Origin of the sequence: Rhodoblastus sphagnicola (assembly GCF_002937075.1) — a bacterium.
Taxonomy (GTDB): Bacteria; Pseudomonadota; Alphaproteobacteria; order Rhizobiales; family Beijerinckiaceae; genus Rhodoblastus; species Rhodoblastus sphagnicola.
In genome coordinates, this window is record NZ_NHSJ01000045.1 from 12,435 (window position 1) to 25,929 (window position 13,495).

Below are 13,495 nucleotides of genomic sequence, written 5' to 3' on the forward strand. Positions count from 1 at the left end.
CGACAAGCTAGGCGATAGAGCCATTCGCGCCACAATTTTGGGCCAATTCGTAGCGTTTCGGCCAGGGCCTCGAAAAAAAACAAATGAAAAAATCCATATGGTGCCGGCGTTTTGCGTGGATTAATTGTGCAAAAAAAGTATTTTTTTATGTATAAAAATTATATACATCATTTTTACAGCAACATTTTTCTAGGCGTTAGACAGAACTGTTTTATCCTTGTTCTCAACAAGGAGATCGCCATGCTGCACGTAAATCCCGATAATTTCCCACTGACCGATGCACTTGAGAAGGTGCTCAGTCGACTGAAGCGCAAGCGCGCAAGCGCGGCCATGTCCGCCTTCGAAGTTGCTGGTGTCGATCCGCTTTCCGAAAAATTCGTGGTCGTGATCGGCGCGATGGTCGACGCCGTGACGTGCTCGGATCCGAAAACGCTTGAAAAGTACAGGCTGGCGGGTGAGGCCAGAATCATGGCGTTTCTGCCCGACGCCACGTTCACGGCTCAGCCCGCATTAAATGCCCAAGTCCCGATCGCGCCGGGGTCCTCTGTGCCTGAGCCGAAGGAAATCAAGGATGCCATAGTCGTTCCGGCGCCGAAAATGGCGGAGAAGATCGAGGCATCCCCCATGCTCGAAGATGATGATCGCATCGTCAAGCTGCTCGCCAGCGTGCCTCAGCGCCTGGCGCCCGATGACGAGGCTCCGTTGAAGGCGCTTAGGTTGTTCTGCAACGCCAATACGAAAATGAAGAACCCTGGCGACTTCATTTGGCAAGGCCATGCCAATGTGAAACGCGTCGAGGCGATCGTCTCGAAGTTCGGCGGGAGCGTCGTCGAAGTGCCCAAATCGAAGGCTTTCCAGGATCAACTTCCGGCAGAGAAGGCCGACCTGTTCGACGAGCAGCAGGGCGTCTCGTCGGAACTCGACAACGCCGCCACGTCCACGGACGTCGAATCGACGGAGTCCGCGGCGTCGTGCGATGCGGTAAGCGCCGAAAACGCAGAGCCGGTTATCGCCTACGCAAATATCAACCCCAGCGATCCAGCGGCGCAATTGGCTTCGACTGACGATGGCAAAGACGTGGACGCCATCATTCAGGCGCATGGCCATGGTGCGCCAACGGATCGCACGGGCCAGATGGCGATCTAGTTTGGGCTCAAGCAAAGCGGTCGTGGGGGCGCCTGATCTATTTCAGCGACGCCTTAGCGATGGCAGCTACGTCGTCGATGGCGGTCGCCACATCAGCATGCTCGATTGGCTGCTTTCTCGATCTCTTTCGGGTCGCCGAAAAGCATCGTCTTGCTTCTAAAAATCATTGAAAATCAAATGCGTGCCGGAAGCAGCCTGACCATAGCTGCGCATAGATACCCCCTCTTACGCATCAAATCATGGGTACGGTATCATGGTCCGCATGCTGGACGAATTCCGAACCGGGAACCTCAGACAATCAGCTTGATCTGTGGCTGCAGTTTCCTGGGGAGGAGACCCAGAGCAGGACATTAGATATTTCAAAGTGCAAAATTTCGTGGTATAAATCCGTCATTATGCAATCTCCGTCGATTCGGGGCTCTTATGACCGACTTCATCAAACGCCGCCTTCGTCTGACGGTGAGCAAGGAACTGTTGATTGACCTTGAAGACCGACTTCGCGCCGAAGCGGTGAAAGCTTTCGAGATGATCCGCGACCGCGCCGGTCTAAACCGGAAGCGTGCCCGTGAACTGGAAGGACAGGCCCGCTTCCGAATGATGGAAGAGGGGTTCGAGGATGTCTGTCAGTTGCATGGAGGACGTCTGCTGGACGGTGGAGTAATTCCAAACACTGAGCTGAAAGTTTTCCAACCTTTCATGCGGTTTGAAGTCGAAGGGAAGGGCATCATCCTCGGGCTGGCGGCGATGCCAGAACCGAAGGCTGTGCCGCACAAGAACATGTCTCGTCAGGCCGGCGTGACAATGAATTACCATTTGTCTCCACGCCTGGACTTAGATGGGTCAGGCCCCAGGATTGGCGATATCTTCGCGCTCTTCCTGGTAGCGCGCGATCGGGAGAAGGCTGGCCAGATTCAGGAAATGGCAATCGGCGTTGTGGACTCGAAATATGAAGGCTTTTTGTATTATGAGCAGATCGACCAGTTCCTGAGCGGCTCTGGCGATGCGCCCGAAACACGCACTACGCCGACAGCCGTGCCGCCGGCCTCTTCGGTTTCTCTCAAGGCTAATGTGAAGCCCTTCGTGCCGCCGGAAGCGCGCAAGCCGAAGAAAGAGGACGGTGGGGCAGGACAGGAATAAGGCTTCGGCCATCTAAAATTGTTGCAGGTAAAGGTGGAAAATGCGCGTGGGAACGCCCGGATTTATGCCGGAGAGACTAACGGAAGCGCGGGCTGCGCGGCGCATCGCGAGTAAATCTGCATTGGCGCGGCTTCTGAGTGTCAACGCAAGTACGGTGGCTCGATGGGAAGACGGTTCCAGCTCGCCTGACACTGAGGCGTTAACGGCTCTTTCCGACGTTCTGCGTGTCCGGCGGGAGTTCTTTCTTCGGCCAATCTACGATAGCGCGCGACCGATGTTTCATCGGTCGCTTGCCAGTACGCTTGTCCGCGACATCGATTACCAACATGCGCAAATGCGCTGGCTCCACGAACTCAGTTCGATTTTGCAGCATTACGTCGATTTCCCTGCGATCGATATTCCCGACGTCCTGGAAGGAAGCAGCTACAAGCAACTTCGTGATGAAGATATCGAGCGCATCGCGCTGGATTTGCGCAGCCATTGGAAAATCGGGGAAGGCCCGTGCACCGATGTCGTTGCGCTCATGGAGCGCGTTGGCTTCGTGATCAGCACCATCGAGATGGGCACGTCGAAACTTGATGGCCTTTGCAGTTGGTCGACGGCCGAAGATCGCCCTCACGTATTGCTTGCGAACGATAAAATGTCATTTCCTCGCCGACAAATGGACGCTGCCCATGAAATGGCGCACGCCATCCTCCACAAGGATGTGACAGTCGCTGAATTAAAGCAGAATCTCAAATTCATCGAGACGCAGGCCTTCAGATTGGCGAGCGCATTCCTGATGCCATCCACGACCTATTCGCACGAGGTTTCGCGACCATCGCTCGCCTCGTTCTTGTCGTTAAAAGATCGTTGGCGCGTATCGATCAAAGCCCAAATCAAGCGCCTGTCCGACTTGGAAATCGTTTCCGGCGACCACCAGGTGGAATTGTATAAGCTCTATTCGGCGAAAGGCTGGAGCCGCGAGGAACCTCTCGATCGGGCGTGGCCCGTCACTGAGCCGCGCGTGCTGAAGGACGCGATGGAAGTTATCGTTACGTCTGGCATCCGCACCAAGGCAGATTTGCTTGCAGTTGAATTCACGATGTCGCCCGGCGATATCGAGAATGTCACCAACTTGCCCGCCGGATGGTTTGCGTTGAAATCTGGCGAGATTGTTCAGCTTCGCAGCGATATCGAGCGGCGACACAGCAATTCGGATCAGCCCGGCGTCGTCGTGCCTTTCGCTCGAAAATGATGGTCGCTATTTTTGCAGCACGTTCCTTCAAGCGGTTTTAGTCGGGAGGCGCGAGGATTAAATCGTGATAAAAATATAGCCGGACAGCAAGGCCGCCCGACTACCACTTTCAAATTCTGGCGGGATTACAAAGGCGGAGCAATAAGTTCAGCCACATTCTTTCAGCGCCAGAAGATTGTCCTTCCAGACACCGTCCGCCGTTGACTGGATAAACTTGTTGCCCGTAGCGCTCGTCCGGACGCCGACCCAAGCGCTGACGCCGCCTTCACTCGTGTAAAAGCGGTGGGCCTTCTGCTCGATCAGTTGAATCACGTTGGCCACAGTGTCCTTCCACCGGCCCGAGTTATCGGGCTTGGGGCCGCCGACATGGGTGATGTGTTCATGAGGGCTATTGCGGTTGGGCTTGTTTATGCAGTCGATTCTGTAATCAGCCATTTCGGCCAGTCCTTACAAAAATATGACCAGTCCGAAGCGCCTGGTCATTGATCTTTAAGACGGGGCCAGCTAATTTCGTGGTGTTCAAGACACGATCAGCGGGCTTCGGCCCCGGTTAATGGAAACCGGCTGTTAGCGCAGCCGGTTCTCCTGCCACGCCGCTTTGGGGGTCAGATACGGCCCCTTCGGCGGAAGCTCATCGGCATCGGCGGCCTGAACCCCCGGATATCTTGACCCATCCTTGATCTCGGCGACACGGCCCTGATTCACGCCGAAGAACGCCGCGATGTCGTGGTGCCGGTCACCCCTGTTGATCATTCCTCGGATCAATGCGGCATCCTGTGCCGTCAATGCGAGCCCGCTCGGTTCTGCTCTCGTACCCATGAGTCTGTTCCTTTCTATGCTGCGCCGTCGAGCTCAAGGCCCGATAGCGCCAAGATGGAGGCGGACTCTGGCAAAATCAAGGCATAATCTAACAATTATTTTACGTAGCCTATTACGGTTCATTTTCGTATTGACGGCAAATAGCGCTGAGCGCATAAGGGCAACATGAAACGCTCGCCAATGCAAGCCCCGCCTGCGCCGCCTGTCCGCCTTGTGGATATCTCCGAGGTCTTCGCGGGTATTGGCGTATCCCGCGAAGATTCGCTTGAACGCCCTGGCGAAAAATTGCCGGTCATTGGCGTTCGCGACCTCCAGGATGGCATGGTGACCGAGCGCGAGGCGCTGGACACAGTCGGCTTTCCGGACCCATCTCGCGCCAAGACCTATGCCGTTCGCTCGGACGATGTTCTCGTCACCGGGCGCGGCACACTGTTGAAGTTTGGGCTGGTTGGCAATGAGACGGCGGGCGCAATCGCCAGCGGCAACGTCATCGTCGTACGACCCAATCCGGCAACGACCGGCGGCGTGCTCTTCGCGATCCTATCCAGTGAGGTGTTTCGCCCCAAGATCGAAGTGCTGCGTCGGGGAGCGACCACGTTGTTGTCGCTGTCTCCAAAGGACCTTGCCAAGCTGGAAATCAATTTGCCGCCGCTGGACGAACAGCAGCGCATCGCCGCGTTCGTCAAGGATGCGCAGACCGCTTACCGCACCGCCATCGAGGCCGCAGACATCCGCCGCCGGCTCGCGCGACGTTTGATTGACGCGCGTCTCTTCGGCGGCAACCGAAACTATTGAGGGAAAATATGGCAAAGCTCACGCGCAGCGAACTGGAAAGTCATCTCTGGAAATCCGCCGATATCCTGCGCGGCTCCATCGATAGCTCCGATTACAAGATTTACATCTTCGGCTTCCTGTTTCTGAAACGCTTGTCAGACCGGTTTGAAGAAGAGGCGCAGGAGTGTATCCGCAACGGCTTGTCCAAGGACATCGCCTATAGCGACCCCGATGAGCATGAATTTTTTCTCCCAGAACGCGCGCGCTGGTCAAAGCTCAAGAAGCTGACAACCGGAATTGGCGACCAACTCAACAAGGCGTGCGCCGCAATCGAAGACGAAAACCCCTCGATTGAGGGCGTCCTCGCTAATATCGATTTCAATTCCGAATCGCGCCTTGGCGACGCCAAGAACAGAGAAGGAGTGCTTGCGCGACTGATCGATCATTTCTCGCGCATCGACCTGTCCAACACCTCATTGTCCGAGCCGGACATGCTGGGCCGTGCCTATGAATATCTCATTGACAAGTTCGCCGACGACGCGGGCAAGAAGGGCGGCGAGTTTTACACGCCCCACCATGTCGTGCGCCTGATCGTCGAATTGCTTGACCCTAAGCCGGGAATGCGCATCAGCGATCCGACCTGCGGTTCCGGCGGCATGTTGATCGAAAGCGCGCGCCACATTGCTGACATCGAACACAAGCGTCTCGGGGAGCCGATCAACATTACGCTGCACGGGCAGGAAAAGAACCTCGGCACATGGGCCATCGCAAAGATGAACCTGCTGCTGCATGGGTTGCGCGATGCGCGGATTGAAAAAGGCGACACGATCCGCAATCCCCGGCTTCTCGATGAAGAGGGCAATCTGATCCTTTACGATCGCGTCATTGCAAACCCGCCTTTCTCACTCGATAGCTGGGGCGCGGATGACGTGTCTGGCGAGAATGAGAAGGAAAGTTTCAATCGCTTCATCTATGGCATTCCGCCCAAGAATATGGGCGATCTCGCCTTTGTGCAGCACATGGTTGCGACGCTCAACGCCAAGGGCGTGTGCGGTGTCGTCATGCCACATGGCGTACTGTTTCGTGGCTCTGGCGACGGGCGCATTCGCGAGGCGATGCTGAGAGCGGATTTGTTCGAGGCCGTTATTGGACTGCCGGAAAACTTGTTCGCGGGCACCGGTATTCCCGCGACCATTCTTATCCTCAACAAGGCGAAGCCTAAGTCGCGCAAAGGCAAGTTGCTGTTCGTCCACGGCGCGAAGGAGTTCGAGGAGCGACCCAAGAAGAACATCCTTGGAGAGGGCAACATCACCCGTATCGTCGATGCCTTCCGGGCATGGAAGGACGAAGACCGCTTCTGTCGTGTTGTCGATATGAAGGAAATTGACGAGAACGATTTCAACCTCAACATCTCCCGTTACATCGACACGCTGGAGCCGGAAAAACCGATCGATGTGAAAGCCGAACTGAGCAAGCTCTGGGCTGCCGAGAAGGCGCGGGACGAGGCGGCTGCGCGCATGAACGCCCTCCTGAAGGAGATGGGCTATGCCGGGTGAACTGCCGCAGGGCTGGACCACCGCACGCTTCCGCGACGCAATGCGCTTGGAGGAGCGGCGCGAGCAGATTGATCCCAATCGAACTTACAAGTTGCTTGGAGTTCGTTGGTACGGAAACGGCGCATTCCTCCGAGAAGAGCGTTTGGGCGAAGGGTTGTCCGCACAACATATTTACCGGGTGCAGCCGGGAGACGTGATTTACAATCGTCTTTTCGCTTGGAAAGGAGCATTCGGGTTAGTGGGCGACAATCTAGCTGGCTGCTACGTGTCAAATGAGTTTCCGCTTTTTGCAGCGCGGCAAGATTGCGTCGATCCGCAGTTCCTTCTCCGGATTTTGAAACATCCTAGAACGTCAGAACGAGCCAACGCTTTTTCGACTGGCACGACATCAATCAGCCGAAACCGGCTAGGTGAAGATGACTTCTTGCACTTCCCACTCAACCTTCCACCGCTCGCCGAACAGCGCTCGATAGCTGAAGTGTTGCTCGCGCTCGAGGACACTATCGCTGCCATGGGAGAGCTGATCAGGGCGATTGCAAACGCAAAACACGCGACGATGCGTGAGCTTCTTACCCTTGGTATTCGCCGCACCAAGGCACCTCTGAAGAAATTGCCCAACCGTTGGGTTCTGGGGCGCATCACCGAAGGTGTCACCCACATCGCTTGTGACTGGGACCTTGTTACACTCACGAAAGTAGCGAAACTAGAAAGTGGGCATACGCCTAGCCGCGATCAGCCCGACTATTGGGGCGGCGACATTCCTTGGCTGTCGCTCGCGGACACCGACGCACTTGAAGCGCTCGAAGTCGACCAAACTTCGGAATATGTGACTTCAAAGGGAATTGCACACTCTTCGGCACGAATTCTACCAAAGGATACTGTCGTCTTCTCGCGTACTGCAACAGTTGGCAAGGCAACGCGGATGAAGATACCCATGGCGACCAGCCAAGATTTCGCGAATTGGATATGTGGTCCTACACTGCTCCCGGCCTATCTAGTGCAAGTATTTCGTCACATGGGTCGCGAATGGGAGCGTCTTCAGGAAGGCAGCACACACCAAACGATCTACATGCCAGTGTTCAAAAAACTGCAAATTTTGCAGCCGCCAAAGATCGAGCAACAGAAAATCGCTGAGATTGGGGAAGCGTTTGACCATCGCATTTCTTGCGAGCGGGCTGCCCTTGCGGGGCTCCTCCACAATCGGGCTGCTCTCTCCCAAGAACTCCTTTCTGGTCGTCTTCGCCTTCCCGAAAGCATTGTCGCGCGTCATCGCGACAAGCCGGAACAAGCCGCATGAGCCAGGGGGCCGACCAACTAGAACGCGAATGGGTGGAGGAACCCGCCGCCGATCTGTTGCGCGTGTTGTTCGACTACAAGGCCCTGTCGTCTGCAGACGTGCGTCGCTTGCGTGAGGGGCTATCCGCCGAGCCAGTGTTAACAGTCCGACTCGCCGAATGTCTCGTGCGGCTCAATCCGTGGTTAGGTGAGGACGGCGTGCGTCGCGCTGTCGCGGCCGTCACGCGTATCGCCGCCGTCGATTTGATGGAGGCCAACGAGAAGGCTCATACGGCCCTCTCCTACGGCGTCACTGCGCCACACACGGAAAACGGCCGCCGGCAGGATCGCAATGTGCGGTTTTTCGATTTCGACGATCCATCAGCCAATGCGTTCGAATTCGCCCGGCAAGTGCCAATCAGGGGGCCGCGACAGGACATTATCCCGGACATTGTCGTTTACGTGAACGGGTTGCCGCTTGCCGTGATCGAATGCAAGTCCCCGGCGCTGGCGGACCCGATGGGCGACGCCATTAGCCAGTTTCGGCGCTACGAAAGCCGCGATGAGTTCTCCGGGCTTGGCGCGCCGCGCCTGTTTGAGACAGCACAATTGTCGATCGCGATCGCCCATGACGTGGCGAAATACGGCACGACGCTGACACCGGCGCGACAATGGGCGGAGTGGAAGGACCCCTATCCGCTAACGCTCGATGCGTTAACCGCGCAACTTGGGCGAACGCCAAGCGGGCAAGACATCTTGCTCGCCGGGCTTCTCGCACCCGCCAATCTCGTCGATCTCGTGCGCAATTTCGTGATGTTCGAAACCATCAACGGGCGGCGCATCAAGAAGTTCGCGCGCTATCAGCAGTTTGTTGCCGTGGGCAAGGCGATTGAACGCATTCGCGGGGCGGTCAATCCGCAACGGCGTGGCGGCGTCATCCACCACACGCAGGGCTCGGGCAAGTCGCTGACCATGGTGTTTCTGGCGACCAAACTTCGCCGCTTACCGGAGGCTGAAAACCCGACGTTGGTCATTGTCACCGACCGCACCGACCTTGACGACCAGATTGCCGCGCAATTTAAGCGCTCCGGTTTTGCAAACCCCATTCAAGCCGAGAGCGGCGAAGCGCTGCGCAAGGCCCTTTCCGGTGGCGCGGGAACAACGGTTCTGACAACCGTGCATAAGTTCCACAGCGCCGTGCCAAGGCGCTCCGCCGTCATTTCCGATGCGAAAAATGTCTTCATCATGGTGGACGAAGCGCACCGCACGCAATATGGCGCGCTCGCCGCCCGCATGCGGGCCGGTCTGCCCAACGCCTGCATGCTCGCCTTCACCGGCACGCCCATCGACAAGAAAGACCGCAGCACGCGGGAGGTGTTCGGCGATTACCTTCACCGCTATCTAATTGACCAGGCTGTGAAGGACGGTGCGACCGTCCCCATTTTCTACGAGATGCGCGATGCGTGCTTGCGGATCGATGGGCGCAACCTTGAAAGCGATATTCGAAACTCCTTCCCAGAACTCTCTGACGAAGAGATTGAGAAGCTGAAGCGCGGAATGCGCCTTCAGGAAAAGCTCGCGGGCGCGCCGCAGCGGGTGGAAGCGATCGCCAAGGACATTCTGGAACACTATCGCTCGACGATCGCGCCGAACGGCTTCAAAGCGCAAATCGTCACGGCAAGCCGTGATGTCGCCGTGAGCTATGTCGAGGCATTGCGTCGTTTGGGCGCGCCGGAATGCGCGCTGATCATGTCGACGTCGAACAACGACAGCGCCCGGTTGCAGGCGCATCACCTGTCGAAGCGGGAACGCGATGATCGCATTTTCCACTTTAAGAAGCCGGACGATCCGCTCAAAATATTGGTTGTCTGCGACATGCTTCTTACCGGCTTCGATGCGCCGGTCGAACAAGTAATTTATCTCGACGCGCCCCTGCGCGAACACACCCTGTTGCAGGCCATCGCCCGCGTGAACCGAACGGCTGAAGGCAAGACCTATGGGCTCGTGGTCGACTACTGGGGCGATAACCGACGCATTAGCAACGCACTAGACCTGTTCTCGGAAGAGGACGGCGTGTTGAATGCGCTTCGTCCACTCTCCGAAAAAATCCAGCTGCTGGAAAGCCGTCACCGCGCGGCCATGCGCCTGTTCGAGGGCGTTGATCGCGCGGATGAAGCGAAGTGCCTCGCGCTGCTCGATCCCGACGACGTCCGGGCTAAATTCGAACTCGATTTCCTTCGCTTCGCCGAAGCCATGGACATGGTTCTACCCGATCCGAAGGCGCTCGAAGAACCCTACGTCTCTGATTTGAAATGGCTCGCGCGGTTGCGTGTGACCGCCCGGCGCGCGCATTATCAAGAGCCTTTCGACCCCAAGGACTACGGCGCGAAGGTTGGTGAAATCATCACCAAGCATCTCTCCGTAGAAGGCGTTGAACAACTTCTGGTCAAACGCGACATCCTTGACCCGGCGTTCAAGCAGCATCTTGACAGTCTGTCCTCGGCGGAAGCCAAGGCCGCAGAAATCGAGCACGCTATTCGCCATGAAATCCATGTCCATCGTGACGAAAACCCGATGGCCTACGCGTCCCTTTGGGAGCAGCTAGAGAAGATCGTCAATGAAAGGCGGGAGGCGCGTGTGTCCGCCGCCAGCGCGTTAGCGCGGCTGGAAGAGATGGCGGCGCAAGTTTCAGGCGTTCGGGCGGGTGGAAGCGGATCGGGTCACGGGCTTTCGGGAGCAGCTGGCGCGATTCTACCATTCATCGACGACGGCGCAGATATTGAGATTCGTTCAGGCGCTGCCGCTGACGTCGCCAGGGCTCTGGAAGGCTATGCCGTTGTCGTCGACTGGCAACACAAGGAAGACGTTCAACGCCAGATGCGGCGCGCAATCAAGGAGCGACTGCGGTCTTTCGGAATGGAGGCCGCAAAAATCGAGGCCGTCACCGCCAAGGTTATGGACGTTGCGCGCGCGAGGTTTGCGCGATGAACAGCGGCGAATCGCATCATTTGGATTTTGGCGGCGAGCTCATCAATTTCTCGATAGAGCGAACGTTACGGCGAAAGACTGTTGCTATTTCAGTCGGCTATGATGGCGTCCGCGTGCTCGCTCCCTTCGATCTCGATGACGATCGCGTCATTGCAATTGTCCGCCAAAAAGGCCCCTGGCTGTTGCGAAAACAGGCTGGATATCGCGAGCTAGGCGGGACGCCTTCCACGCGTGAATTCGTCAGCGGCGAGACGTTCCACTATTTGGGTCGACCTTACCGGCTCAAAGTCGTCCCCGACGAGAAGGCGGTCATCACGCGCATTGTCGCACGAGGGTCGTCACTCCTGGCTCCTGTCTTGCCGAATGCCGGCGCGCCAGTGCGTCGCGCAGCGGTTCGAAGCGCGCTGAGGCATTGGTATCGCGACCATGCAAAAATGCATTTTTTGGCGCGGGCAAAAGCAATGGCCGAGCTCCTTGGAATTCCGACGCCAGCGGTGCAAGTCGTCGATCAGTCCAAGCGCTGGGGCAGCTGCGACGCCTATGGACGCATCCGGCTGAATTGGCGGCTGATCATGGCATCAATGAAGTCGGTCGATTATGTGATCGCCCATGAGGCTTGTCATATCCTTGAGCACAATCATTCTCGACGCTTCTGGAGGTCATTGGAAATAATAATGCCCGACTATCAGATGAGATTGCGCGAACTTGATCGGCAAGGCCATTTATTCATTTGGTGAAAAAGACTTTGGGCGCGACCTGTCGATATGGGCGACGAAGAGAGTGAGACATGAAGACGCAGCCAAGGGCGAGAAATGATCATCGCGTGGATGATCGCGACGCGGATCACGACATCGTGTGCCTCGCACAGCGAATCCAGGACGTGGATCTCGACGCCGTCGCCAGCTTGGCTGCGGCCAGGATTGAGGAAACGGCGCAGCAATGGCTTGCGAAAAAACCCCTCGATCCCAATGATCCCACCAGCCCCCTGCGGGTCATGGAAGCTTTCGCGCTCGCGAGCTTTCTGACCCTGTTCTCATCTTCGCTGCTGGGCGTCTCCCCACTCGAACGTTTCATCCGTCAGCGCCGCGCCGACGCCGACGACCTTTGGGGGGAGACGGCCAGGGACAGCACGCTCCGCTTTGTTTTTTTCGGCCTGCCCGCGGATGTCGAAGCCGCGCATTATCTCCATGACCTGATTGTCGCGACGTTTGAGACCGAGACAACGCGGTTCAAGCGCGCGGCGCTTGCGGACGCGGGGGACGGGCGGCGGGTTTCGGCGCATTCGTTTCAGATCGGGCTGGCCCATGGGATTTGCGAAAAACTGACGGGCCTCAAGGCGGAACGCGACGCCGCGAACAGGCGCGCGACCGGCCGCGACCTCGTACCGCTGAAAACGTCGGTCATCGAAGAGGAACTGGAAAAGCTCGGGCTGTCGTTCCGCGCCAAATCGCAAAACCGCAAGCGAAAGGTGGCCCCAGACGCCTATAACGCGGGCCGTGCGGCCGGCCGGAAATTCGAGCCGCACCGTAGCGTTTCCGAAACTTGATCCCGAGGGATGGTCCTTGCCTATCCGGTTAACGTATACACCTACTATATGTAGAGGGATCGCGCGTTTGGTCGAAGGCAGAGAGCGGCGGAAAAGAGCCATCCCCCCCCTTTGGTCTGACGTTAAATTCGACACCTGCGAAATTAGCGTTTTGAAGCAGATTTCTTTTTGAACGTCGCCCATGCAAGTTCTTGACGGTTCCCGCGACTCGGCAACTCTTCCATGGGCGTTAGCGTCGCTTTAGAATTGTGAGACAGAGATGGATGAAACTTTTATTCCGCTGCGCCTTAAGGCATGGAGCCAAACGGCCTACGGATTGTTAATCGCTATTCAAAAATTGAAACGAAGCAAGCCCAATGGGGATATAAATGTATCTGAGATAATTGAGAGCATTATGAATGGACAAGAATCGCGAATAGGATTTAAATCCGCAATTAAAACCAAACATATTAAGCGGAAATCTATCACTTACTCAATCAAAGATGGTGCTGCGCAAAAACTGTTCGAAGACGCAGTCAGGTTATTGGTGGCCGATCTTGTCGTCCTATTCGACGACCTCTCATCTGAAATTCTTGCAGCAAACGGCTTCCTGAACGTCCCAAACGACCCCGGCTCGAAGGCAACATTTCTGCTCGCCCGCCTCAAGGAGAAAGTTGAAAAAGAGGAAACAATCATCCGCCTGAAAGCGAAAAATGAGCATATAGCAAAGAAGGAAACCGCTCTTAAGGTATGGAGCGCCATAGGGATGATAGAACTAATCGCAATTAGGAATATCATCGTCCATAATAAGGGCGTGTGGAATGAAACTGCAATCAATTTACTGGCCAAATCTGGGGTCGTCACCCTGCCGAATATAGGGTCGTGCGTCCAATTTACGATGTCAGACCTGCTCATGTATCGTAGAGCAGTAAGGACGCTTTTGAACAAGGCTATGAGCTTGAGACCCGGAGACTGCGACACATAAAATCAAGCGCAAGCTCGACCGCGTTCCCGTGTCTTGTGGAGGTCGGCTTAGAG

At 56.5% G+C, this 13,495-nt stretch carries 12 protein-coding genes; 10 read left to right on the top strand and 2 right to left on the bottom strand.

The window, feature by feature from the left end; genetic code table 11:
* Positions 1 to 240: 240 nt before the first annotated feature.
* The 3 genes from CCR94_RS07240 (at position 241) to CCR94_RS07250 (ending at position 3,520) form a co-directional block, all read left to right on the top strand.
* Positions 241 to 1,146, top strand: a complete 906-nt coding sequence (locus CCR94_RS07240; protein WP_146089884.1) for a hypothetical protein — start codon at positions 241 to 243, stop codon at positions 1,144 to 1,146.
* A 423-nt stretch (positions 1,147 to 1,569) separates the two neighbouring features.
* A complete protein-coding gene (locus CCR94_RS07245) occupies positions 1,570 to 2,283 on the top strand; it encodes a hypothetical protein (RefSeq protein ID WP_104507213.1) in 714 nt (237 codons plus the stop codon).
* A gap of 46 nt (positions 2,284 to 2,329) precedes the next feature.
* Positions 2,330 to 3,520: an XRE family transcriptional regulator gene (locus CCR94_RS07250; protein ID WP_206605793.1), complete on the top strand. Its 1,191-nt coding sequence runs from the start codon at positions 2,330 to 2,332 to the stop codon at positions 3,518 to 3,520.
* A gap of 147 nt (positions 3,521 to 3,667) precedes the next feature.
* On the opposite strand, the gene CCR94_RS07255 is transcribed toward CCR94_RS07250, so the two are convergent.
* Both CCR94_RS07255 and CCR94_RS07260 read right to left on the bottom strand, forming a co-directional pair.
* Positions 3,668 to 3,955 (bottom strand): DUF3892 domain-containing protein, encoded by a 288-nt coding sequence (locus CCR94_RS07255; protein ID WP_104507215.1) that lies wholly within the window; start codon positions 3,953 to 3,955, stop codon positions 3,668 to 3,670.
* 132 nt (positions 3,956 to 4,087) lie between these two features.
* Positions 4,088 to 4,339, bottom strand: coding sequence for a hypothetical protein (locus tag CCR94_RS07260; RefSeq protein ID WP_104507216.1), 252 nt, complete (start codon positions 4,337 to 4,339; stop codon positions 4,088 to 4,090).
* A gap of 165 nt (positions 4,340 to 4,504) precedes the next feature.
* On the opposite strand from CCR94_RS07260, the gene CCR94_RS07265 reads away from it, so the two are divergent.
* The 7 genes from CCR94_RS07265 (at position 4,505) to CCR94_RS07295 (ending at position 13,442) form a co-directional block, all read left to right on the top strand.
* Positions 4,505 to 5,134 (top strand): restriction endonuclease subunit S, encoded by a 630-nt coding sequence (locus CCR94_RS07265; RefSeq protein ID WP_104507217.1) that lies wholly within the window; start codon positions 4,505 to 4,507, stop codon positions 5,132 to 5,134.
* Positions 5,135 to 5,142: 8 nt separating this feature from the next.
* Positions 5,143 to 6,669: a type I restriction-modification system subunit M gene (locus CCR94_RS07270; protein WP_104507218.1), complete on the top strand. Its 1,527-nt coding sequence runs from the start codon at positions 5,143 to 5,145 to the stop codon at positions 6,667 to 6,669.
* Positions 6,659 to 7,966: a restriction endonuclease subunit S gene (locus CCR94_RS07275; protein ID WP_104507219.1), complete on the top strand. Its 1,308-nt coding sequence runs from the start codon at positions 6,659 to 6,661 to the stop codon at positions 7,964 to 7,966. Before CCR94_RS07270 ends, CCR94_RS07275 begins: the two co-directional genes overlap by 11 nt.
* Positions 7,963 to 10,932, top strand: coding sequence for a type I restriction endonuclease subunit R (locus tag CCR94_RS07280; protein WP_104507220.1), 2,970 nt, complete (start codon positions 7,963 to 7,965; stop codon positions 10,930 to 10,932). The genes CCR94_RS07275 and CCR94_RS07280 overlap by 4 nt, the downstream gene beginning before the upstream one ends.
* Positions 10,929 to 11,669: a M48 family metallopeptidase gene (locus tag CCR94_RS07285; protein WP_104507221.1), complete on the top strand. Its 741-nt coding sequence runs from the start codon at positions 10,929 to 10,931 to the stop codon at positions 11,667 to 11,669. The genes CCR94_RS07280 and CCR94_RS07285 overlap by 4 nt, the downstream gene beginning before the upstream one ends.
* A gap of 86 nt (positions 11,670 to 11,755) precedes the next feature.
* Positions 11,756 to 12,478 carry a DUF7168 domain-containing protein gene (locus CCR94_RS07290; protein ID WP_146089885.1) on the top strand — a complete coding sequence of 241 codons (723 nt, stop codon included), beginning with the start codon at positions 11,756 to 11,758 and terminating at the stop codon, positions 12,476 to 12,478.
* Between the two features lie 259 nt (positions 12,479 to 12,737).
* Positions 12,738 to 13,442: a hypothetical protein gene (locus CCR94_RS07295; protein ID WP_104507223.1), complete on the top strand. Its 705-nt coding sequence runs from the start codon at positions 12,738 to 12,740 to the stop codon at positions 13,440 to 13,442.
* The last annotated feature ends 53 nt before the right edge of the window (positions 13,443 to 13,495 follow it).

What these genes read in the sequence shown, in the direction of transcription:
- CCR94_RS07245 (WP_104507213.1), top strand. Translation starts at nt 1,570, where the DNA reads ATGACCGACTTCATCAAACGCCGCCTTCGTCTGACGGTGAGCAAGGAA.
- CCR94_RS07280 (WP_104507220.1), top strand. Translation starts at nt 7,963, where the DNA reads ATGAGCCAGGGGGCCGACCAACTAGAACGCGAATGGGTGGAGGAACCC.
- CCR94_RS07265 (WP_104507217.1), top strand. Translation starts at nt 4,505, where the DNA reads ATGAAACGCTCGCCAATGCAAGCCCCGCCTGCGCCGCCTGTCCGCCTT.
- CCR94_RS07240 (WP_146089884.1), top strand. Translation starts at nt 241, where the DNA reads ATGCTGCACGTAAATCCCGATAATTTCCCACTGACCGATGCACTTGAG.
- CCR94_RS07295 (WP_104507223.1), top strand. Translation starts at nt 12,738, where the DNA reads ATGGATGAAACTTTTATTCCGCTGCGCCTTAAGGCATGGAGCCAAACG.
- CCR94_RS07270 (WP_104507218.1), top strand. Translation starts at nt 5,143, where the DNA reads ATGGCAAAGCTCACGCGCAGCGAACTGGAAAGTCATCTCTGGAAATCC.
- CCR94_RS07285 (WP_104507221.1), top strand. Translation starts at nt 10,929, where the DNA reads ATGAACAGCGGCGAATCGCATCATTTGGATTTTGGCGGCGAGCTCATC.
- CCR94_RS07275 (WP_104507219.1), top strand. Translation starts at nt 6,659, where the DNA reads ATGCCGGGTGAACTGCCGCAGGGCTGGACCACCGCACGCTTCCGCGAC.
- CCR94_RS07260 (WP_104507216.1), bottom strand. Translation starts at nt 4,339, where the DNA reads ATGGGTACGAGAGCAGAACCGAGCGGGCTCGCATTGACGGCACAGGAT.
- CCR94_RS07255 (WP_104507215.1), bottom strand. Translation starts at nt 3,955, where the DNA reads ATGGCTGATTACAGAATCGACTGCATAAACAAGCCCAACCGCAATAGC.